Source organism: Pseudomonas sp. 478 (genome assembly GCF_003254125.1).
Lineage (GTDB): Bacteria > Pseudomonadota > Gammaproteobacteria > Pseudomonadales > Pseudomonadaceae > Aquipseudomonas.
Genome location: NZ_QKZG01000020.1, coordinates 42,287 through 62,405, shown reverse-complemented (window position 1 = coordinate 62,405; position 20,119 = coordinate 42,287). Strand labels below are relative to the sequence as shown.

19 protein-coding genes are annotated in these 20,119 nt (G+C 59.7%); 13 read left to right on the top strand and 6 right to left on the bottom strand.

The features are described 5' to 3' along the window. Nucleotides 1–9 precede the first annotated feature (9 nt). The 3 genes from DFS28_RS29065 (at nucleotide 10) to DFS28_RS29055 (ending at nucleotide 2,671) form a co-directional block, all read left to right on the top strand. Nucleotides 10–672, top strand: coding sequence for a response regulator (locus DFS28_RS29065; RefSeq protein WP_111452534.1), 663 nt, complete (start codon nucleotides 10–12; stop codon nucleotides 670–672). After that, complete coding sequence (locus tag DFS28_RS29060) at nucleotides 669–2,087, top strand: ATP-binding protein (protein WP_111452533.1); 1,419 nt, start codon at nucleotides 669–671, stop codon at nucleotides 2,085–2,087. The genes DFS28_RS29065 and DFS28_RS29060 overlap by 4 nt, the downstream gene beginning before the upstream one ends. A gap of 179 nt (nucleotides 2,088–2,266) precedes the next feature. Then, nucleotides 2,267–2,671 (top strand): carbohydrate-binding module family 20 domain-containing protein, encoded by a 405-nt coding sequence (locus DFS28_RS29055; RefSeq protein WP_256365220.1) that lies wholly within the window; start codon nucleotides 2,267–2,269, stop codon nucleotides 2,669–2,671. A gap of 87 nt (nucleotides 2,672–2,758) precedes the next feature. Here the strand turns inward: DFS28_RS29055 and DFS28_RS29050 are convergent, their stop codons facing one another. Beyond that, on the bottom strand, nucleotides 2,759–3,643 hold the full coding sequence (locus DFS28_RS29050) for a LysR family transcriptional regulator (RefSeq protein ID WP_111452531.1): 885 nt from the start codon (nucleotides 3,641–3,643) through the stop codon (nucleotides 2,759–2,761). A 121-nt stretch (nucleotides 3,644–3,764) separates the two neighbouring features. Between DFS28_RS29050 and DFS28_RS29045 the strand changes: the two genes are divergently transcribed. The 3 genes from DFS28_RS29045 (at nucleotide 3,765) to lldD (ending at nucleotide 8,426) form a co-directional block, all read left to right on the top strand. Beyond that, entirely contained in the window at nucleotides 3,765–5,432 is a 1,668-nt protein-coding gene (locus tag DFS28_RS29045) for a GMC family oxidoreductase (RefSeq protein ID WP_111452530.1), read from the top strand. A gap of 134 nt (nucleotides 5,433–5,566) precedes the next feature. Continuing rightward, on the top strand, nucleotides 5,567–7,189 hold the full coding sequence (locus tag DFS28_RS29040) for an MFS transporter (protein ID WP_111452529.1): 1,623 nt from the start codon (nucleotides 5,567–5,569) through the stop codon (nucleotides 7,187–7,189). Nucleotides 7,190–7,283: 94 nt separating this feature from the next. Then, nucleotides 7,284–8,426 (top strand): FMN-dependent L-lactate dehydrogenase LldD, encoded by a 1,143-nt coding sequence (lldD, locus tag DFS28_RS29035; protein WP_111452528.1) that lies wholly within the window; start codon nucleotides 7,284–7,286, stop codon nucleotides 8,424–8,426. A gap of 290 nt (nucleotides 8,427–8,716) precedes the next feature. Here the strand turns inward: lldD and DFS28_RS29030 are convergent, their stop codons facing one another. Beyond that, complete coding sequence (locus tag DFS28_RS29030) at nucleotides 8,717–9,085, bottom strand: DUF427 domain-containing protein (RefSeq protein WP_111452527.1); 369 nt, start codon at nucleotides 9,083–9,085, stop codon at nucleotides 8,717–8,719. A gap of 730 nt (nucleotides 9,086–9,815) precedes the next feature. On the opposite strand from DFS28_RS29030, the gene DFS28_RS29025 reads away from it, so the two are divergent. The 4 genes from DFS28_RS29025 to DFS28_RS29005 all read left to right on the top strand — a co-directional run bounded on the left by DFS28_RS29025 (nucleotide 9,816) and on the right by DFS28_RS29005 (nucleotide 13,953). Further along, nucleotides 9,816–11,765, top strand: coding sequence for a DNA topoisomerase III (locus tag DFS28_RS29025; protein WP_111452526.1), 1,950 nt, complete (start codon nucleotides 9,816–9,818; stop codon nucleotides 11,763–11,765). A gap of 389 nt (nucleotides 11,766–12,154) precedes the next feature. Then, on the top strand, nucleotides 12,155–12,676 hold the full coding sequence (locus DFS28_RS29020; protein ID WP_111452525.1) for a GNAT family N-acetyltransferase: 522 nt from the start codon (nucleotides 12,155–12,157) through the stop codon (nucleotides 12,674–12,676). 519 nt (nucleotides 12,677–13,195) lie between these two features. Next, nucleotides 13,196–13,525, top strand: a complete 330-nt coding sequence (locus tag DFS28_RS29010) for a hypothetical protein (RefSeq protein ID WP_074875936.1) — start codon at nucleotides 13,196–13,198, stop codon at nucleotides 13,523–13,525. A 125-nt stretch (nucleotides 13,526–13,650) separates the two neighbouring features. Further along, nucleotides 13,651–13,953: a hypothetical protein gene (locus DFS28_RS29005; protein ID WP_111452523.1), complete on the top strand. Its 303-nt coding sequence runs from the start codon at nucleotides 13,651–13,653 to the stop codon at nucleotides 13,951–13,953. On the opposite strand, the gene cynR is transcribed toward DFS28_RS29005, so the two are convergent. Then, entirely contained in the window at nucleotides 13,939–14,844 is a 906-nt protein-coding gene (gene cynR / locus DFS28_RS29000) for a transcriptional regulator CynR (protein WP_111452522.1), read from the bottom strand. The two genes, DFS28_RS29005 and cynR, sit on opposite strands and share 15 nt — an antisense overlap. A 124-nt stretch (nucleotides 14,845–14,968) precedes the next feature. Here cynR and cynS point away from each other — a divergent pair, with 124 nt between their 5' ends. Further along, nucleotides 14,969–15,436 carry a cyanase gene (cynS, locus tag DFS28_RS28995; protein ID WP_008151471.1) on the top strand — a complete coding sequence of 156 codons (468 nt, stop codon included), beginning with the start codon at nucleotides 14,969–14,971 and terminating at the stop codon, nucleotides 15,434–15,436. 251 nt (nucleotides 15,437–15,687) lie between these two features. Continuing rightward, on the top strand, nucleotides 15,688–16,350 hold the full coding sequence (locus tag DFS28_RS28990) for a carbonic anhydrase (RefSeq protein WP_111452521.1): 663 nt from the start codon (nucleotides 15,688–15,690) through the stop codon (nucleotides 16,348–16,350). Between the two features lie 65 nt (nucleotides 16,351–16,415). Here DFS28_RS28990 and DFS28_RS28985 read toward each other — a convergent pair whose 3' ends face one another. The 3 genes from DFS28_RS28985 to glsB form a co-directional block, all read right to left on the bottom strand. After that, a complete protein-coding gene (locus DFS28_RS28985) occupies nucleotides 16,416–16,766 on the bottom strand; it encodes a BON domain-containing protein (protein ID WP_111452520.1) in 351 nt (116 codons plus the stop codon). Between the two features lie 167 nt (nucleotides 16,767–16,933). Beyond that, nucleotides 16,934–18,436, bottom strand: coding sequence for an aldehyde dehydrogenase family protein (locus DFS28_RS28980; RefSeq protein ID WP_111452519.1), 1,503 nt, complete (start codon nucleotides 18,434–18,436; stop codon nucleotides 16,934–16,936). Nucleotides 18,437–18,606: 170 nt separating this feature from the next. Next, on the bottom strand, nucleotides 18,607–19,515 hold the full coding sequence (gene glsB / locus DFS28_RS28975; protein WP_111452518.1) for a glutaminase B: 909 nt from the start codon (nucleotides 19,513–19,515) through the stop codon (nucleotides 18,607–18,609). Nucleotides 19,516–19,903: 388 nt separating this feature from the next. Here glsB and DFS28_RS28965 point away from each other — a divergent pair, with 388 nt between their 5' ends. Then, nucleotides 19,904–20,107: a hypothetical protein gene (locus tag DFS28_RS28965; protein WP_008151484.1), complete on the top strand. Its 204-nt coding sequence runs from the start codon at nucleotides 19,904–19,906 to the stop codon at nucleotides 20,105–20,107. Nucleotides 20,108–20,119: the final 12 nt, after the last annotated feature.

The following is a 20,119-nucleotide window of genomic DNA, read 5'->3' as shown; positions in this document are numbered from 1 at the left end:
GGAGTCCGTGTGCGCTTATTACTGGTTGAAGATGACGTGGCCCTGGGCGAAGGCATCCATCAGGCCCTGGGCCGCGAAGGTTACACAGTCGACTGGTTGCAGGACGGCATCAGCGCCTTGCATTCGCTGCTCAGTGAATCCTTCGACATGGCAGTGCTCGACCTCGGCCTGCCGCGCATGGACGGGCTGGAAGTGTTGCGCCGTCTGCGTGACAGCGGCTCCAACCTGCCCGTGCTGATCCTCACCGCGCGGGACGCCACCGAAGACCGTATCGAAGGGCTGGATGCCGGCGCCGACGACTACCTGATCAAGCCCTTTGATCTGGCCGAACTCAAGGCGCGCCTGCGGGCCTTGCTGCGGCGCAGTGCCGGCCGCGCGCAGATGCTCATCGAACACGCTGGCATCAGCCTCAACCCTGGCACCCAGCAAGTCAGTTATTTGGGCGAACCGGTCGCGCTGACGCCCAAGGAATATCAACTGCTCCACGAATTACTCTCGCCGCCGGGCCGGGTGATGACCCGCGATCACTTGATGCAGTTGCTTTACGGCTGGAACGAAGAAGCCGAAAGCAACACCCTGGAAGTGCACATTCATCATCTGCGCAAGAAATTTTCCACCGATCTGATCCGTACCATTCGCGGTGTCGGTTATCTGGTGGAGGAGCGTCGATGACGTCCATTCGGCACCGTACCCTGACGCTGATCATCGGCCTGATGCTCGCGGGTCTGGCGGTGATCAGCGTGTTCAACTGGCACGACAGCAACCACGAAATTGCCGAAGTCTATGACGCTCAACTGGCGCAGAACGCCCGGCTGCTGCAGGGTGTGATGCGCATGCCGCTGGCCAGCAAGGAACACGCCGAGCTGTATCAGGCATTCAACAGGGCCTTGGGCGAAGCGGCGCCAGGAGGCGATGGCCATCCTTATGAAAGCAAGATTGCCTTTCAGGTCTGGAATCGTCAGGGCGAAGTGCTGGTGCACACCGCCAGCGCGCCCTCCTTCACCACGCCCCCGTCGACACCTGGCTTCAGCGATGTGGTCGATCTGAATAACCGCCACTGGCGCGCGTTCATGCTGGAAGACAAACCAACTGATGTGCGGATCTGGGTGGGCGAACTCGGCGATGTGCGGTCGGAGCTGGTGGACCGGATCCTGCGCCATACCCTGTGGCCCAATGTGCTGGGCAGCCTGATTCTGGTGGCGATGGTCTGGCTGGCCATTGGCTGGGGCCTCAAGCCCCTGGCCGATATGGCGGCGACGCTGCGGGCACGGCACAGCGGTTCTCTGGAACCGCTGCAACTGACCCCGCTGCCCAGCGAGCTCGAACCGATGCAAGCGGCGCTCAATCGCATGCTCGCGCAGATTCAGGAAGTGCTCGGCCGCGAGCGGCGCTTTATCGCCGACGCCGCCCATGAAATGCGCACGCCCCTGGCGGTGTTGCGGGTGCATGCGCAAAACCTGTTAGAGGCCGGCACCGAACAAGAGCGCAGGGAATCCCTGGCGTTTCTGATTTCGGGCGTGGACCGAACCAGCCGTTTGGTCAACCAATTGCTGACCATGGCTCGCCTTGAACCCACAGCCGTAACACCGGTGCCGCACACCATCGACCTGACTCAAACGGTGCGCGACAGCTTGGTTCAGCTGACGCCCTGGTTACTGAGCAAGAACCTTGAACTGGCCTTCGACGTCACCGACCGGCCCCTGAAAGTAATCGCTGACGCCGCCGCCATCGACATCGCCCTGCATAACCTGATCAGCAACGCGGCAAATTTTTCCCCCGCGCACGGCGTCATCACCGTGCAGCTGGATCAGGCTGACGGGTTTTATTTATTGAGTGTCGAAGATCAGGGGCCGGGCATCGACGAAGCGGAACGCGGCCGGTTGTTCGAACGTTTTTACAGCCGAGGGAACGTCCAGGGGGCGGGATTGGGTCTGACAATCGTCAACACCATTGCAACTCGGCTGGGTGGACGAATTACCCTGGTCAACCGGCCGGAGGGCGGATTGCGGGCAACGCTGTCGATTCCGGACGGCCAGTCCCGCACGCCTTTACAGCGCACCACGCGCGAGTTGCCGCCGAATGCTTGAGTGATCACAAGCGGGGTCTCGCCAGATAATGCGCAACCAAAGCCCAGCGCAAACTCGCCGTTAATCAGCAACGATTGAAGCTATCGCGAAGCGCTCTAAAGAACTGTCATATCTAACAGGTCACATTCAGTTTGGCCGGGGCTAAGCTGCGCCCACCGGAATGAATTGAGGTGTTCATCATGTCTCGCAATCACTACCTATTGCCGCTGGGTGTTTGCTTGCTGGCAATGCTGCCCGTGTTCCGCGATGCCCTAGGTGTCACGTGGGAGCCCTTAAAAGACGAAGTGGAATTTCAATGCGATAACGGCAACACGGTGCCCGGCTACAGCGTCTATGTTGTCGGCAACCATCCGGAGTTAGGGAATTGGGATCCGGCCAAGGCCGTAAAGCTCGACCCTAAACCCGCCCCTAACAACTCCACATGGACCGGCAAGGTACTTTTCCCAGGCACGGACGACGGCAAAAATGAGGAATGGAAGTGTATCGTGCGCAAAGAGAACGACCCGACCGACGTGAAGTGGCAGCCCGGTCCCAACAACACGGTGAAGTTGGTTTTCCGCACAAAGAGTATCGGCACGTTCTGAGGCGTGAGTGAACATTAGGGAACGTGTATTTGACACTCTCCCACGATCAAAAGATCGGGCCACGTCAGGACGATCTTTTGATGTGTGTTATCCCATCAACAACCCCTGCTCGGCCTCACACAACCCCACCACGTAATCCCACAACACCCGCAACCGCACCGACTTGTGCAGCTCACGCCGCGTGCTGATCCAGTAGCTGCGCTGAATACTCTCGTCCGGCAGCAACGGCACCAGACCAGGATCGGCGCTGGCCATGTAACACGGCAGCACGGCGATCCCCAACCCGGAACGCGCAGCCTGTTGTTGAGCGATGACGCTGGTGCTGTGAAACACAACCTGCGGATTGCGGCAGAAGCTGTTGAGGAACATCAGTTCCTGGCTGAACAGCAAGTCATCGACGTAGCCGATCCAGGCGTGGCGAGCGAGGTCTTCGCGGCTGCGCAGCGGTGGCGAACGATCCAGATACGCCTGGCTGGCGTACAGCGCCAATCGATAGTCAGTCAGTTTGCGCGTGACCAGCTTGTCGGCGGCCGGGCGCTCCAGGTGGATGCTGATCTCGGCTTCGCGGTTGAGGATGCTGACGAAACGCGGCACCGCCACCAGTTCCACTTCCAGGCCCGGATAACGTTCGAACAAGCCGTTCATGCGGCTGGCGAGGAACATGATGCCCAGCCCTTCGGTCACGCCGACGCGGATCTTGCCTAACGGTGCGCTCGACTGAGTGATTTCTTCCTGAGCCAGCAAGGCGACGTTTTCCATGGCTTCGGCGTGTTTGAGCAACGCTTCGCCCGCCGGGGTCAGCTCATAACCCTGGGCATGCTGGACAAACAACGCCGTGCCGAGGCTCTTTTCGATGGCCTCGATGTGCCGGGCCACGGTGGCGTGGGTGGTGTTCAAACGGCGGGCAGCGGTGAGCAGACGCCCGCTGCGCTGCAACTCGAGAAAAAACCGCAGGTCATTCCAGTCGAACATGAACCGTCCTTGAGGTGAGGCTGTTTAAAAACGCACAGCGGCTGCGCAAAAACTAACATTCTTTTGACGAAAGCTAACAACTAGGATGACCGACAACAAGAACAACAACATGAGGTCACGGATGCAGACTTCCCTGGATGAATACGACTACATCGTGGTCGGGGCCGGCCCGGCCGGTTGTTTGCTGGCCAATCGATTGTCGGCCAACCCGCAACATCGCGTGTTGCTGCTCGAAGCCGGCGGCCGCGACAACTACGCGTGGATTCACATCCCCGTGGGTTACCTGTTCTGCATCGGCAACCCGCGCACCGATTGGTGCTTCAAGACCGAAGCGCAACCCGGCCTGCAAGGTCGCGCCCTGAGTTACCCGCGTGGCAAGGTGCTCGGCGGCTGTTCCTCGATCAACGGCATGATCTACATGCGCGGCCAGGCCGGCGACTACGACGGCTGGGCGGCTCAGGGCAATCCCGGCTGGAGCTGGAACGACGTGCTGCCGTTGTTCAAAAAAAGCGAAAACCATTTTGCTGGCGACTCGGAGTTTCATGGCGGCGCCGGTGAATGGCGGATCGAACGTCAACGACTGTCGTGGCCGATTCTCGATGCCTTCCAAAGCGCCGCCGAGCAAAGCGGCATCGCCAGCATCGATGACTTCAACCAGGGTGACAACGAAGGCTGCGGCTATTTTCAGGTGAACCAGAAGGCCGGTATTCGCTGGAACGCGGCCAAGGCGTTTCTCAAACCGATCCGCAACCGCCCCAATCTCACCGTACTGACTGACGTAGAAGTCGACCGCGTGCTGCTGGATAACGGTCGTGCGTCAGCGGTCAGTGCGCGTTGGCAGGGTCAGGCGAAAACCTTCAAGGCGCGCAAGGAAATCGTGCTGTGCGCCGGTTCCGTCGGCTCACCGAGCATCCTGCAACGTTCCGGGATTGGCCCTCGCCCGCTGCTGCAACGATTGGGAATCGGCGTTGCCCATGAACTGCCCGGCGTGGGTGGCAATCTGCAGGATCACCTGCAACTGCGCCTGATCTACAAACTGGAAAATGCCCGCACCCTTAACCAGATCGCCGGCAGCCTGTGGGGCAAGATGGGCATGGGCCTGCGTTACCTGTATGACCGCAGCGGCCCGTTATCCATGGCGCCGAGCCAACTCGGGGCCTTCGCCCGTTCGGGACCGGAGCAGACGTCGGCGAATCTCGAGTACCACGTTCAGCCACTGTCGCTGGAGCGTTTCGGTGAGCCGTTGCACGCCTTCCCCGCCTTCACGGCGTCGGTGTGCGATCTGCGGCCGCAAAGCCGAGGCCGCGTCGAGATTCGCTCCACCGATCCGCAGGAAGCGCCACTGATTCAACCCAACTACTTGAGCCATCCGGAGGACTTGCGGGTGGCCGCGGATGCCATTCGCCTGACCCGCCGCATCGTCGCCGCACCGGCCCTGCAAGCATTCAATCCGGTCGAGTACTTGCCCGGCGACAGCTTGCAGAGCGACGAACAATTGCATGAAGCCGCCGCCCGCATCGGCACCACGATTTTCCATCCGGTCGGCACCTGCCGCATGGGCAATGACGCGCACGCCGTGGTTGATGCGCAACTCAAAGTCCATGGCATCCCAGGCCTGCGCATCGCCGACGCCTCGATCATGCCGCGCATCACCTCGGGTAATACCTGCTCGCCTACGCTGATGATTGCCGAAAAGGCAGCACAGCTGATCCTGGCCACTCCTGTAAACACTATCCCTGTGGGAGCGAGCCTGCTCGCGAAAGCGGTGGATCATTCAACATCGAGTTGACTGACACGACGCCATCGCGAGCAGGCTCACTCCCACAAGGATCGCACTAGATTCACGGACATTGAGCTTTAACCCTGCAAGGAACACGCAACACCAGTGGAACAAAAAAAACAATCACTGTGAGGGATACCGATATGTCAGAACATGTTCAGCCATTGGAAGCCGTGCGCAGTGCGGGCACCAGCAAGGAAACCCAGAAAGTCATCTTCGCCTCGTCGCTCGGGACAGTCTTCGAGTGGTACGACTTTTTCCTCTATGGCGCCCTCGCTGCGGTGATCAGCAAACAGTTTTTCGCCGGGGTCAACGACACCACGGCGTTCATCTTTGCGCTGATGGCCTTCGCTGCCGGCTTCATCGTGCGGCCGTTCGGCGCGCTGGTGTTCGGCCGGTTGGGGGACATGATCGGGCGTAAATACACCTTCCTTGCGACCATCATCCTCATGGGCCTGGCGACCTTCTGCGTCGGGCTGCTGCCGACCTACTCAAGCATCGGCATTGCCGCGCCGATCATCCTTGTGCTGCTGCGCATGCTTCAGGGCCTGGCCCTGGGCGGTGAATACGGCGGCGCTGCCACTTACGTGGCCGAACATGCGCCGCTGGGTAAACGCGGTTTCCACACCAGCTGGATACAGTCCACCGCAACCCTCGGCTTGCTGCTGTCGCTGTTGGTGGTGCTCGGTTGCCGCTACTTCACCGGTGACCAGTTCGAAGTCTGGGGCTGGCGGATTCCGTTCCTGTTTTCGATCATTCTGCTGGGCATCTCGACCTGGATTCGCATGAGCCTGCACGAGTCGCCAGCGTTCGTGAAAATGAAAGAGGAAGGCAAACTCTGCAAGTCGCCGCTGCGCGATTCCTTCGGCAAATGGGAAAACCTTAAAGTCGTACTGATTGCCCTGTTCAGCATCAACGCCGGGCAAGCCGTGACCTTCTACGCGGCGCAGTTCTACGTGCTGTTCTTCCTCACCCAGTTCCTGAAAATGGACCCGGCGCTGGCCAACAGTCTGCTGATCGTCAGTGTGATCATCGGCGCACCGTTCTTCATCTTTTTTGGCTGGCTGTCGGATAAAGTCGGGCGCAAACCGGTGCTAATGATCGGCCTGCTGCTGGCGACTGCACTGTACTTCCCGATCTTCAAGTCCATCGCCCACTACGCCAACCCGGCCATTGACCAGGCCAGCCGTCAGGCACCGATCACCGTGCTGGCGGACCCGGCCACCTGCACCTTCCAGTTCGACCCGGTGGGCAAGGCGAAATTTGATAGCCCTTGCGACAAGGTCAAAACCTTCCTGGTGAAACAAGGCCTGCCCTACAACAGTGAAGCTCTACCTGCCGGCAGCGCCATACAGGTGAGCGTCGGTGAAGTGAAACTCGAAGGCTACGATGAAGCGGCCCTGCGAGGCGCCGTGACCCTGGCGGGGTATCCGTCAAAAGCCGACATTCAGCTGATCAATAAACCGATGATCGTGGCGCTGATCGTCGCGCTGATCATCATCTCCGCCATGTGCTACGGCCCGCTGGCGGCGCTGATGGTCGAACTGTTCCCGACCCGCATCCGCTACACCTCGATGTCCCTGCCGTACCACATCGGTAATGGCTGGTTCGGCGGTTTCCTGCCAACGGTGTCGTTTGCCTTGGTGGTGTACACCGGGGACATCTTCTACGGGCTGTGGTACCCGGTGGTGATAACCGGGGTGAGCCTGGTCGTCGGGATGATCTGTTTGCGTGAGACCAAGAACGTGGACCTCGATAAAAACTGAGCTCACCACAATCCTTGTGGTGAGGGGATTTATCCCCTCACCACAGGTAAGCTCGACGACATCGGCAGCCCCGCCATTCACAGACCGAGGCACCATGATCATTTCATCCGCATCTGACTATCGCGAGGCAGCACGTCGCAAACTCCCGCGTTTTTTGTTTGATTACATTGATGGCGGGGCTTATGCAGAGCATACGCTGAGGGCCAATAGCGCTGATCTGACAGGCATCAGCCTGCGTCAGCGCATTCTGAAAAACGTCGAGACCTTGAGTCTTGAAACCACCCTCTTCGACCAACCGCTTTCAATGCCGATCATATTGGCCCCGGTCGGCCTGACGGGCATGTTCGCCCGTCGTGGTGAGGTGCAGGCGGTTAAAGCCGCGGAGAACAAAGGCATTCCGCTTTGCCTATCAACGGTGTCGGTGTGCTCGATCGAGGAAGTCTCGGCACAAAGCCAGCAGTCCATCTGGTTTCAGCTGTATGTGTTGAAGGACAGAGGCTTCATGAGAAATGCACTGGAGCGGGCGAAGGCCGCCGGTGTGAAAAACCTGGTGTTTACCGTGGACATGCCCACGCCCGGCGCCCGATACAGGGACGCACACTCGGGCATGTCAGGCCCTTTTGCATCATCGCGGCGAATGCTTCAGGCCATGACCAAACCCGACTGGGCATTCAACGTCGGCCTCATGGGACGTCCACATGACTTGGGCAATATCTCGAAGTACCTTGGCAAAGCCGTAACCCTCGAAGACTACATGGGCTGGTTGGCCAACAACTTCGACCCTTCGATCAGCTGGAATGATCTGGAGTGGATTCGTGAGTTCTGGAAAGGCCCGATGATCATCAAAGGCATTCTCGATCCTCAGGACGCCCGGGATGCGGTCAGCTTTGGCGCGGATGGCATTGTCGTGTCGAACCACGGTGGACGACAGCTGGACGGCGTGCTCTCCACCACCCGGGCATTGCCGCCCATCATGCAAGCCATCGGTAATGATTTGACGGTGCTGGTCGACTCGGGAATCCGCTCGGGACTTGACGTTGTACGGATGTTGGCGCTGGGCGCAAAAGGCGTATTGCTGGGGCGTTCCATGGCCTATGCGCTGGCCGCCGATGGTCAACGCGGGGTGGAAAATATGCTGGATATCTTCGCCAAGGAAATGCGCGTCGCCATGACCTTGACCGGGGTGACCTCGATTAGTCAGATTGATGAATCTACGCTGGTGGGGGCTGTTCGATGAGCTGAACACCTGACCTTAAAACGCCGCGCCCATGCGCGTAATACTGTTCACTTAAGACATTCTTCAGTCGAGCTAGAGCCTGTGGCGAGGGGATTTAGCGAAACGTCGCACCGCCCCGTTCGGCTGCGAAGCAGTCGTAATCCAGACAACTTAGTCTGTCTGAAAAGACGCTGGGGCCGCTTCGCAGCCCAACGGGGATAAATCCCCTCGCCACAAATGTGGGCGCCGCGCTTAAGTGAACAGTATTACGCCCATGCGCGGCGTTTTCGTGGACGCCTGGAAAGCGACCCTCACTCAACGTCTTTGAGAACTTCAAAGGTCACTTGATCGGGATAAAACGCCATGTAGCCGCGAATCTGCTCTACCGACACTTTGGGGTCTTCATAGCTCCACACCGCGTTAGCGCCTTCATGTCCCGGGACTTGCAGACTGAAATAGCTGGCATCGCCCTTGTAGGGGCAATAACTCGTGTGATCGGTGCGGGCAAAGTACTTTTCATCGATATCCTCCCGCGGGACGTAATACACCGGAGGATAGTTGGCCTCGAGCAACACCAGCGCCCGTGCGGAGGCGGCCACCTGGATACCGTGAAACTTCACAAGCAGGCAGCCCGGCTGCTCCGCAATGGTGATGACAGGACTAGGACCGGTGCTTTTCATGAAATACGTTCCTCATGACGGTGATGGACCTGCAGGTGTCCGCGATGGCGTCAAGCCAGACACATCGGGTTATCGTTCATCGCGAGCGAGCTTTGCTCCAACAGGGGCACGCCGCGACCGCGGTTCATTAGGTATACCTCATGTTTTGCATTCACGACGGCTTCGCAGCCGAACGGGAGAAAGCCCCCTCGCCGGCCGTTCGATTCTGAACCGGATCAAGCACCAGATGCCGCATTAAGCAGGGCAAACACTCAAAGCCGGTAAAACATCGTCTACGATCAATAAGACCGTTGACCTCCCTGCTGCTCAGACAGGCAGTCGTGGCATGGCGTAGGGATTTGAGTCTCAGAAACTTGAGGGTCTCACCATGCCCGCCACACAGTTTTCTCGACGCGGTAGTAAACCCCCAGCTGCCGTGTCACTTCTGTACCTCGTTTCCCGGGCCTATGAAGATCTGCAACGCATGCCGCTGCTGGGCATGGCACCAAAAAAGACACCTCCCACGGCGGCTTCGATAATGATGTGAACGTAATTACCGCCGCGTTGTTGACCATTCTCAGGCGAGAGCCCGGCGCGAAGCTGGACCAACCGGTGGTTAACCTGAACTACTGAGGCGCCTGTGCAATGAATCGCAACGCACTGACTGTACATCCATACAGATAAAGATTGCCCCATCGCTCATCAGCCGCCATTCTGTGCGCCTCTCGACAGTTGATGAGCGATGGTGGTTATGCGGCTGTACCTCTGTGAAAAACCTTCCCAGGCCAAAGACATTGCGGCCGTCCTCGGCGCCAGGCGTCGTGGCGACGGCTGCTGGCTGGGAACGGACGTCACGGTGACCTGGTGCATCGGCCATTTGCTGGAAACCGCGCCGCCCGACGCCTATGACGCGCGTTACAAGCGCTGGGTGCTGGCGGATCTGCCGATCATTCCAGAGAAGTGGAAAATGACCGTCAAACCGCGCACGGCCAGCCAGTACAAAGCGGTCAAGCGCCTGCTCGGCGAGGCCAGCGAACTGGTGATCGCCACCGACGCCGACCGCGAAGGCGAGATGATCGCCCGGGAACTGGTGGAACATTGCCGGTATCGCGGGCCGATCCAGCGGCTATGGCTGTCGGCGCTGGACGATGCGTCGATCCGCAAGGCGCTGGCAGCCCTGAAGCCGGGGGCCGAGACCTTTAGCCTTTACCATTCGGCACTCGGGCGCTCGCGGGCCGACTGGCTGATCGGGATGAACATGAGTCGGCTGTTCACGCTGTTGGGGCGTCAGTCCGGTTATCAGGGCGTATTGCCGGTCGGTCGGGTGCAAACGCCGACCCTGCGCCTGGTGGTGGATCGCGACCGCAGCATCGCCGATTTCGTGCCGGTCGCCTATTGGGCCATCGACGTGCAACTGCTGCACGACGGCACCACGTTCACCGCCCAATGGCGTGCAGCCTCCGAGGTTTGCGACGATCAGGATCGCTGCCTGAATCAGGCGTTGGCGCAGCAAGCAGCGGCGGCAATTGGCAGTGCGGCGAGTGCCCGGGTGATCAAACTGCGTACCGAGCGGATGCGCGAAGTGGCCCCCCTGCCCTTCGATCTGGGCACCTTGCAGGAAGTCTGCTCGAAGAAGCTCGGCCTCGGCGCCCAGGAAACCCTCGACATCGCCCAGGCCCTGTACGAAACCCACAAGGTCATCACCTACCCACGCAGCGATTGCGGTTATCTGCCCGTAAGCCAGCACAGCGAAGCACCGGGCATACTTGCCGCGCTGAGACAGGCGGATCCGGCGCTGAACGCCTTGAACGATTTCCTCGAGCCTCAGAGCCGCTCACGGGCCTGGAACGACGCCAAGGTCAGCGCTCACCACGGCATCATCCCCACCGCTGCGGCGAAAAACCTCGAGCGGCTGGCGGGCAAGCAGCGGGCGGTCTACACCCTGATCCGCGCACGTTACCTGGCGCAGTTTCTGCCCAACCATGAATACGACCGGACCCAGGCCGACTTCAACTGCGCCGGGGAAGCCTTGCGTGCCGTCGGCAAGCAGATCGTCGAGCCCGGCTGGAAACGCGCCCTGCCCGAGGCCCTTGCCCCGGCCAAGGGCCGGGAAGCACCGGCGCCGCAAACACTGCCGGCATTGGCCGAAGGACGTGACTGCGCGGTGGCCGACGTGAAGCTCAAGGACCTCTGGACGCAACCGCCCAAACCGTTCACCGAAGGCGATCTGATCAAGGCGATGAAGAACGTCGCCAAACTGGTGGAAGATCCCTTGCTCAAACAGAAACTCAAGGACACCACCGGCATCGGCACTGAAGCGACCCGCGCCTCGATCATCCAGGGCCTGCTCGACCGTGGTTATCTGATCAAGAACGGCAAAGCCCTGGCCGCCACCCCGGCCGCGTTCAGCCTGATCGATGCCGTGCCGCGTGCCATCGCCGACCCCGGGACCACAGCCATCTGGGAACAGGCGCTGGACATGGTGCAGAGCGGCGAGATGAGCCTGGAAGAATTCGTCACCAAGCAGGCGGCGTGGATGAGCAAACAGGTCGCCCGTTGCGCCGGCCTGAGCCTGACCATCAGCGGACCGGCAAGCCCCGCCGGGCGCGGTGCCACACCGTGGAAAAACAAACGCAAGCCCGCCAAACCCAAGCCCTCGACGGGCGCCAAACGCGCGGCAAAACCGGCGAGCAAGGCCTGAGGGGATTTCGAGCGAGCCCGAATGGACTATGTTTTTTGTGGGAGCGGGCTTGCTCGCGAAGAGGGAGTGTCAGTCAACATTTGTGTTGCTGGCACACCGCTTTCGTCGGAACGCCCGGAGCAAGATAATGCTGTTCACTTAAGAGAGTCTTGAATCAGAGAAACCTGTGGCGAGGGAGCTTGCTCCCGCTTGAGTGCGTAGCACTCACAAAAATCGGCAATGATTGTCAGATTTTTGGGGCTGCTACGCAGCCCAGCGCGAGCAAGCTCGCTCGCCACAAAGGTACGCACGATCCAAGAGCGCGCCTAAGTGAACAGCATTACCCGAAGCAAGACAGCTTCCACAGCTTACCCGCCAGGCAACAGCCCTGCTTTCTGAGAGGTACGATCATGGCGACAATCAGCAGCCAGCCCTTGATTGAACTGCACGCCGCCCAGCGCGACGAACTGGAAACGATTGAAAACCTGATGCAGTTCTACCTGTATGACTTCAGCGAGTGGCTGCCGCTGAAGCTCGGTGAGCATGGCTTCTTCAACGCTCAGCCCAAACCGGGTTACTGGCGCAACCCCGCCACCAGGCCGTTTTTGATCAAGGTCGACGGAGAATTGGCCGGTTTCGTGACGGTGGATGACGAAACCCATCTTCACGGCGCCGAGTACAACATCGGCTACTTCTTTGTCAGTCGACGCTTTCGTGGCCAAGGCGTCGCGAAGTTTGTCGTTTCCACTCTCTTGAGCCGGTTCCCCGGTCAATGGCAAATTTTCCACCTCGACGTGAATCAGCCTGCGCAGCGGTTCTGGGCCCGGGTCCTGGCTGATCTCACCCATGGCGAGTTCACCCTGCATCAGCTGCCGGTAGACGGTTATCCTTGCACCGTTTACCGATTCCAGGCATCGCTGCCAGCGTCCTGACCGCGCTTCCCCATTCGGCTTTTTAATTCCAAACGACTTTGTCCGACAATATGTAGTGACCAAAAATAATCACTACAAAACCGTTGACGCCTCCGATTTGCCCTTGCATGATGCAGACGTCTCCCCGATCGGGAGTACAGGCAACACGTTTGAGCAAGCTCGTCTGACCGCCGAGCTGTTTTTCCCGGATACACGCTGCCCACAAGGCAGATTGAAGAAACTGACCTGGCCTGAACGTCCAGTACAAGGACGAGAAGCGCTGGCGATCAATCCTCATGAAGCTTGTGGCCGACCCTGAAAATGTCGGCAGTGGCCTGAAGGTTTTCGCTGCTTCTCCTCGTTGTGACGCTATTGCGTAGCAGTTATTCAACACGACTACATGCAACAGACGCGGGCCCCCGTCAATTTGGCGGCTAACCGCTGACGTCCTGGTTTCGGTGCCAGGGATCAACTAACCGATGGGCTACCTGTATTAGCGAATCAACTTTGAAAGATCACCAAATGGTCAAGGGGCTTACTATGAATCTGAACAATCAACCCACTATCGATGAACTGGCTCATCTGTTCGCTGCGCAAAAAGACAGCCATGACAGCCATATTCTGTGGATCAGCAAGTCGGGCCAGGTGCATATCGACTGCCTGTCGCCTCACGCCCATGAAGCGGAGTTCGACAAGAACAACCAGAACCTGCTCGCCCGACTGAAGATGTACCGTCGCGGCCAAGGCTATGTCGGCAAGAAAGCCGCGGCCGACAAGGACTTCATCGGTAATGTTCTGCAAACGCTGAAACAGGCGTGGGCCTCGATGCAGAACCAGAACGAAGTTCGGGTGATTGACCGGTTCTACTGATACCTCTACACCCCATCCATAAAAAGGCCCCGCTCGTCATATCGAGCGGGGCCTTTTTTGTTTGTCTCGTGCGCACCAAACAACGCTATCGTTAACCGTGTGCACTGGATCATTGGAGGTTTGTGATGAACATACAACTGACAGGCTTGCTATTACTCGTAATGGCCAGTGCTGCCCATGCAAACAGCATCACTGGCGTGCCGTTGTTCGATGCGGACTGCCCCGGCAAAATCATCGTCCATGCGGATCAGGACGGACCGGTGTTGATCAACAGCAAGGAAGCCGAGACCAAAGCCATCGACGATCGCCGATTCGAAGCCAGGGGTTCGGGCGTCGTCATCTCGATCCTCCTCTCCGATGACGACTCGGTCACGGTGTCCTCCACGGGCAAGGCGCCCAATGGTGTCTGCCAATTAGTAGAGGACTGAGGTCGTCGACTCACCCGCAGCCGCCCCCAACACCAGCTCCATAAACGCCACCGACGCTGCACTGTGATAGTTGTTTTTGCGTCGAAGCAGCGCGGCTCCTCTTTTGGGCGCCTCCCCCAATAACGGGATTTTGCGCAACGCCCGGTCCTCGGTGGCAATGGGCTCCGGAAGGATGGTGGCGATGGCCGTGTGCCGAATGACTTCCAGCAAGGTGCTCACCGAGTTGACCTCGATCACCACCTTCGGCGTGATCTGCTCCTGGGCAAAGTACTCATCAATTCGGGTGCGAGTCACGAAGTCCGGGGCCAGCAGCGCAAACTCCAGTTGCGCGACCTCTTGCGCGGACAATGCGACCTGGCTTTCGTATAACGGGTGATCGCGCCCCACCATGATGCCCAAGGTCTCGGCAAACGCCGGGATCGACTCAATGTCGGCATTTCTGACCTGGGTAAACGCGATGGCGATGTCCAGTGAGTCATTCAACAGCCCGGCCTCGATGTCATCCATCGATAGCTCGAATATCTGTAGATGGATGTTCGGATACCGCGCCACGTAATCGCGCACCAGCGGCCCCACCAGGTACGCCATGAACGTTGGGGTCATGGCCAGCCGCAAGGTGCCGCGGGACAAGTCCTTCACGTCATGCAGTGCACGTTTACCCGCCTCCAGTTCCACCAGCACCCGACGAGCGCATTCGATGTAGGCCTCTCCCGCATCGGTGGGTTTGACCGTGCGCGAGGTTCGGTCGAACAGGCTCACGCCCAGGGTTTCTTCCAGTTGCCGGATCTGTTGGGACAGGGTCGGCTGCGAAACGTGAAGCGCCTCGGCGGCGCGGGTGAAACCGCCGTGGTCGGCGACCGCCAGCAAATAGCGCAAATGTCGGAGCAGCATGGGGAATCACCATCTATAGGCTGTGCTTATGCACCGCATTGTATATCGGTCTTGGACGCTATGGATCAATCGGCAGAAGATTGCTCCACACCCAAGCAACATCACTCCCCACAGGAGAATCACCATGCAACAGTCCCACGCCTACAACGACCCAAGCCTGGCCCTGACCACGTCGATCCTCGATGCAAAAGCGCGCAAAAACCTGTCCTGGCAGGATCTGACCGACGGCACCGGCCTCGGCCTGGCCTACGTCACTGCCGCCCTGCTCGGTCAGCACCCGCTGCCGGAAAGCGCCGCCAAAGTGATTGGCGAAAAACTGGACCTGGACGCCGACTCCGTGGCCCGTCTGCAGATCATTCCGCTGCGCGGCAGCCTCTCGGGTGTCCCGACCGACCCGACCATCTACCGCTTCTACGAAATGATCCAGATTTACGGCACCACCCTGAAAGCCCTGGTTCATGAGCAATTCGGCGACGGCATCATCAGTGCGATCAACTTCAAGCTCGACATGAAGAAAGTCGAAGACCCGGAAGGCGGCTCCCGCGCGGTGATTACCCTCGACGGCAAGTTCCTGCCACTGCGTCCTTTCTAAACGGATACCGGCCCGCACCGTGCTAAATCCGTAGCAGCTGTCGAGCCTGCGAGGCTGTGGCGAGGGGATTTATCCCCGTTGGGCTGCGAAGCGGCCCCTTTTTTTCCAACCACTGCGCATCCAATGGATTACGACGGCTTCGCCGCCGAACGGGGCGGTGCGACGTTTCGCTAAATCCCCTCGCCACAGCCTCGCAGGCTCGGCAGCTGCTACAAAAAATAATCATTTGATTCACGCATGAGGACATCGCCATGAAAGCGCTCATCGAAGGTTTTTTGAAGTTTCAGAAAGACGCCTTTCCGCAACGGACCGACCTGTTCAAACACCTGGCCACTACCCAGCATCCGGGCACGCTGTTCATCACCTGTTCCGACAGCCGTGTCGTGCCGGAGCTGCTGACCCAACAGGAACCCGGTGAACTGTTTGTGATCCGCAACGCCGGCAACATCGTGCCCTCCTACAGCCCTCACCCCGGCGGTGTGTCGGCCACGGTCGAATATGCGGTCGCGGTGCTCGGCGTCACCGACATTGTGATCTGCGGGCACTCGGACTGCGGCGCCATGACCGCCGTCGCCAAGTGCACATGCATGGACCACCTGCCCGCCGTCAGCGGCTGGTTGCAACACGCCGAATCAGCGAAAGTCATCAACGAATCCCGCCCTCACGCCAATGAAGCGGCGAAGGTGAGTTCAATGGTTCGGGAGAATGTCATCGCGCAACTGGCCAACATCCAGACGCATCCAAGCGTGCGCCTGGCTCAGGAGAAAGGCCTGTTGAATTTGCATGGTTGGGTTTACGACATCGAGACCGGTTCGGTCGACGCCCTGGATGCCAACAGCCGCCGTTTTGTGGCGCTCGCCGAGTATCCGGACACCTGCGCCCTTCAAGCCCGATCCATAGAAGCAGCAGCCTGAAGTGTGTATCCATTGACGCAGCGCTCCCGGCTCACGGGAGCGCTGCACTGACACGATCGACCGGGTTATTTATCGTCGATCCTGGTTGACGATGGTGGCCGACGCTCAGGGGCCTCTTCCGCGTTGGGTGGTTCTGGAATACTGCCTGGCCTGAACACGTGAGTCAGCAAGTCTCTGGCATCGACATCGACGACCCCCTGAACCGAGCGGGTCAGAGCAACAGCCTGCTCACACTGTTTATGGGTGTTGACGCGACCGCTCAATGCCACCGTGCCCCCATGGGTTTTGACATGGATTTGCAGGCCAAGGCTGGGTTCGGCCATTGCCAGGGCAGACTTCACCCTGGCGGTAATCCACGTGTCGTGAACGCCCCTTTCCAGATCATGAGAGTATTGTTGGAAGGAATGAAGTTTCATGATGTAACCCTCTCTCCGTCATCAGATGCACTGCCCGTCCATTGGCTGCGCAGCCTTGATGCTCAGACGAGCGTTATGGACATCTGATTCGTTTTGGAGTGCTCGCCACGCCCCTACGGACGCACATTAAGTATAGTGCGGCCGTTGACCGGGGTCGTGGTGCTGGATCAGCGTTTGACCGACAGATCCGTCTGGGTCATGCGACTGCGGATCGTGAACACCCCATCTCCCGAAAGAATCGCGCTGCGAGCAAACAGGCGACCGCTCTCCCAGTTCGAAAGCCCCAGTTCCGGCTTGTTCAGCGCGTACTGTCCGTCGACCCAGCGGGTAATCCCGTTACCGACAAAAGGTGCGTTGACGGCGCTGTAGAAGCGTTCCTGAGCCGCGGCATCTTCACTGATCAGCGACACGGTGAACTGCGGGCTGTAGCGATTGAACAACGCGATGGCGCTGTCCAGGTCATCGACAATCTTCAGGCTGACTTCCGGGGTTTCTTCCCATTCCCACTCGCGGCCCAACTGATCCTCGGGCAGCGGTTCGGCCAACGCTTCGGTTTGATAGCCTTCGGCGCGGTACACCTCAACGCTGGCGGTCTGCCAATCGGTCGGCAAGGACGACTCGCTACCCTCGACGATGTGCAATTTGCAGCCCTGCCCGCGTGCGGTGCCGGCCTGTTGCAACGCGTCGAGGAACAGCGGCAGCAGTTCTGCGACACGGTCACGGTGAATCAGGCAGACGTTCATCGTGTTGCAGACTTTGCGATCCAGCGAGTTGCGCACTACAGCGGCAAAGCGCTGGGCATCGGCGTCTTGGTCGGCGATCAGCCAGGCACCCCCGGTGCCGTGCAGGCTGACGGCGGTGCCGGCCTGTTGGGCGATGCTGCCCAATTGACTGACAGCGCGACCCGAACCACGGGCCACCGCCAGCGACAGGCGCCGGTCGGCGAACATCGCCCAGCCGGAGGCGTGATTGACGCTTTCCACCAGCGACACCGCGCCGGTCGGCAACCCGGCATCGCTCAGTGCCGGATTCAGTGCATGGGCGACGATGGCTTGCGCCGTGCCCAACGCATCGCTGCCAATGCGCAGCACCGCCGTGTTACCCGTGCGCAACACACCGGCGGCGTCGGCAAAGACGTTTGGCCGGCCTTCGAAGACGAACGCGACGATGCCCAGGGGCGAGACCACTTGCTCGACTTTCCAGCCGTCATGCTCGATGCAACTGACCACTTTGCCGCGCGTGGCGGACGCATCGCGCCAGGCCCTGAGGCCGGCGATCATGTCGCGGCGCATGCGTTCATCCGCCAGAAGCCGCGTAGTGGAGCGTCCGCGGGCCTTGGCCCGTTCGATGTCGGCCAGGTTGGCGGCTTCGATCAAAGCCCAGCAGGCAGGGTCTTCCAGGTGTTGGGCGAAGCGATCGAAGAACTCGCTGATGGCTTGATCGGAGACCGCGGACATTGCGCTGAAGGCCGCTTCGGCTCGATCGATTGCAATGGCCGCCGCTTGCTGGTCAGCCACCGGGATCAGCAACAATTCGCCGCTGACCTGCTCCACCAGCAAATGGTCCCCGGGCTGAAAACGCGCGGCCAATTCGGGGCTGACCACAGTGACGCGGTTACCAGCGAAAGGGATCGGCGTGCCAGCGACTAGACGTTCGAGCGCAAGAGACATGAAGCGGTTTCACCATGCAGGGGGCGGCCAGAAAATGTATAGGAAAATCCCTGGAGCGTCATTAACCGCACGCCTGACCGGTGATCGAAAACCCGGCGGCCCTACGCCGAAAGAGATACATCAGCGTTTCCTGTTTTCCAGGGTGGCCGTCATGAGCCGCGGTATCGTGCCTAGAACACCGACCAGCCAATCCGCTGACTCAGCAACTCCAGCGCGGCCATGCCCGCGAGGGAGTTGCCGGCGGTGTTCAACTCCGGCGACCAGACGCACACCGTGAATTGCCCCGGCACCACCGCGACAATCCCCCCGCCCACACCGCTCTTGCCGGGCAAACCGACGCGATAGGCAAAGTTGCCGGCTTCATCGTAGAGGCCGCTGGTGGCCATGATCGAGTTGACTTGCTGGGTCTGGCGGGCGGTGAGGATCTGTTCGCCGCTGTGCTTGCAGAAGCCGTCATTGGCCAGAAAACAGAACGCCCGCGCCAGATCCACGCAGCTCATGCGTAGCGCGCAATGGCTGAAGTAACTGCGCAGCACCCCTTCGACGTCGTTGTGGAAATTGCCGAACGACTGCATCAGATAAGCCATCGCAGCGTTGCGCGCGCGGTGCTGGTATTCGGACTCGGCCACCTTGCCGTCCACCATGACTTGCGGGTTGCCGGACAGTCGGCGGACAAAATCGCGCATCGACAGTGCCGGCGCGGCAAAGCGTGACTGGTTGATGTCACAGATCACCAGCGCACCGGCGTTAATAAAGGGATTGCGCGGGCGCCCGCGCTCGAATTCCAGTTGCACCAGCGAATTGAACGGTTGGCCGGAAGGCTCGTGACCCAGGCGCTGCCAGATGGCTTCGCCGGAGTGCTCGATGGCCTGCACCAGGCTGAACACCTTGGAAATACTCTGCACCGAGAACAGCGTATGGGCATCGCCGGCGCAATACAGCTCGCCGTCATTGCCGTACACCGCGATGCCCAACTGATCGGCCGGCACCGTACCGAGGGCGGGAATGTAGTCAGCCACCTTGCCCTGGCCGATCAGGGGACGAACTGCGTCAAGGATCTCGTTCAACAGCGCTTGCATGCCGGGTTCCGAAGTCTCGCCCCATGGGATTGCGGGGACACAGACGCTAGACGCCAGCGGTCGAGGCCGGATCACAGTTTTCCGTGGCATTGGATAAACCCAATCTCCAATACCCCACTGATCCCCTGTGGGAGCGGGCTTGCTCGCGAAGGCGGTGTGTCAGCCAACATCATTTTTAAATGACACACCGCTATCGCGAGCAGGCTCGCTCCCACAAGAGATCAGTGGTTTACGTATCACAGTGTGTACAGCCCCCCTCCCGACACACCCCCCCCCTAAAACCCCACGCCAAAGACACATCGCAGATACACCTGCTTGATGAACTGTGCCTGTCGATTGGCCACGCCGATCAAAGCGCTCAACTCACTCAATGCTACGGAGTATCACCATGTTCAAGCTCTCGACCTCTTCCTTGACCCTCGGCCTGATCATCGCTGGCGGCCTGGCCCTGTCCAACGTGGCTTCTGCCTCTGAGTCCGAGGCGTTCAGCATGAAACAACTGGCCCACGGCTACAGCCAGGTCCAGGCCGACTCGGCAGAAAAACCGGCGGAAGGTAAATGTGGCGAAGGCAAGTGCGGCGCCAGCGAGTAACCCTTTGCATGG

What these genes read in the sequence shown, in the direction of transcription:
- DFS28_RS29060 (WP_111452533.1), top strand. Translation starts at nt 669, where the DNA reads ATGACGTCCATTCGGCACCGTACCCTGACGCTGATCATCGGCCTGATG.
- DFS28_RS29055 (WP_256365220.1), top strand. Translation starts at nt 2,267, where the DNA reads ATGTCTCGCAATCACTACCTATTGCCGCTGGGTGTTTGCTTGCTGGCA.
- DFS28_RS29050 (WP_111452531.1), bottom strand. Translation starts at nt 3,643, where the DNA reads ATGTTCGACTGGAATGACCTGCGGTTTTTTCTCGAGTTGCAGCGCAGC.
- DFS28_RS29045 (WP_111452530.1), top strand. Translation starts at nt 3,765, where the DNA reads ATGCAGACTTCCCTGGATGAATACGACTACATCGTGGTCGGGGCCGGC.
- DFS28_RS29040 (WP_111452529.1), top strand. Translation starts at nt 5,567, where the DNA reads ATGTCAGAACATGTTCAGCCATTGGAAGCCGTGCGCAGTGCGGGCACC.
- lldD (WP_111452528.1), top strand. Translation starts at nt 7,284, where the DNA reads ATGATCATTTCATCCGCATCTGACTATCGCGAGGCAGCACGTCGCAAA.
- DFS28_RS29030 (WP_111452527.1), bottom strand. Translation starts at nt 9,085, where the DNA reads ATGAAAAGCACCGGTCCTAGTCCTGTCATCACCATTGCGGAGCAGCCG.
- DFS28_RS29025 (WP_111452526.1), top strand. Translation starts at nt 9,816, where the DNA reads ATGCGGCTGTACCTCTGTGAAAAACCTTCCCAGGCCAAAGACATTGCG.
- DFS28_RS29020 (WP_111452525.1), top strand. Translation starts at nt 12,155, where the DNA reads ATGGCGACAATCAGCAGCCAGCCCTTGATTGAACTGCACGCCGCCCAG.
- DFS28_RS29010 (WP_074875936.1), top strand. Translation starts at nt 13,196, where the DNA reads ATGAATCTGAACAATCAACCCACTATCGATGAACTGGCTCATCTGTTC.
- DFS28_RS29005 (WP_111452523.1), top strand. Translation starts at nt 13,651, where the DNA reads ATGAACATACAACTGACAGGCTTGCTATTACTCGTAATGGCCAGTGCT.
- cynR (WP_111452522.1), bottom strand. Translation starts at nt 14,844, where the DNA reads ATGCTGCTCCGACATTTGCGCTATTTGCTGGCGGTCGCCGACCACGGC.
- cynS (WP_008151471.1), top strand. Translation starts at nt 14,969, where the DNA reads ATGCAACAGTCCCACGCCTACAACGACCCAAGCCTGGCCCTGACCACG.
- DFS28_RS28990 (WP_111452521.1), top strand. Translation starts at nt 15,688, where the DNA reads ATGAAAGCGCTCATCGAAGGTTTTTTGAAGTTTCAGAAAGACGCCTTT.
- DFS28_RS28985 (WP_111452520.1), bottom strand. Translation starts at nt 16,766, where the DNA reads ATGAAACTTCATTCCTTCCAACAATACTCTCATGATCTGGAAAGGGGC.
- DFS28_RS28980 (WP_111452519.1), bottom strand. Translation starts at nt 18,436, where the DNA reads ATGTCTCTTGCGCTCGAACGTCTAGTCGCTGGCACGCCGATCCCTTTC.
- glsB (WP_111452518.1), bottom strand. Translation starts at nt 19,515, where the DNA reads ATGCAAGCGCTGTTGAACGAGATCCTTGACGCAGTTCGTCCCCTGATC.
- DFS28_RS28965 (WP_008151484.1), top strand. Translation starts at nt 19,904, where the DNA reads ATGTTCAAGCTCTCGACCTCTTCCTTGACCCTCGGCCTGATCATCGCT.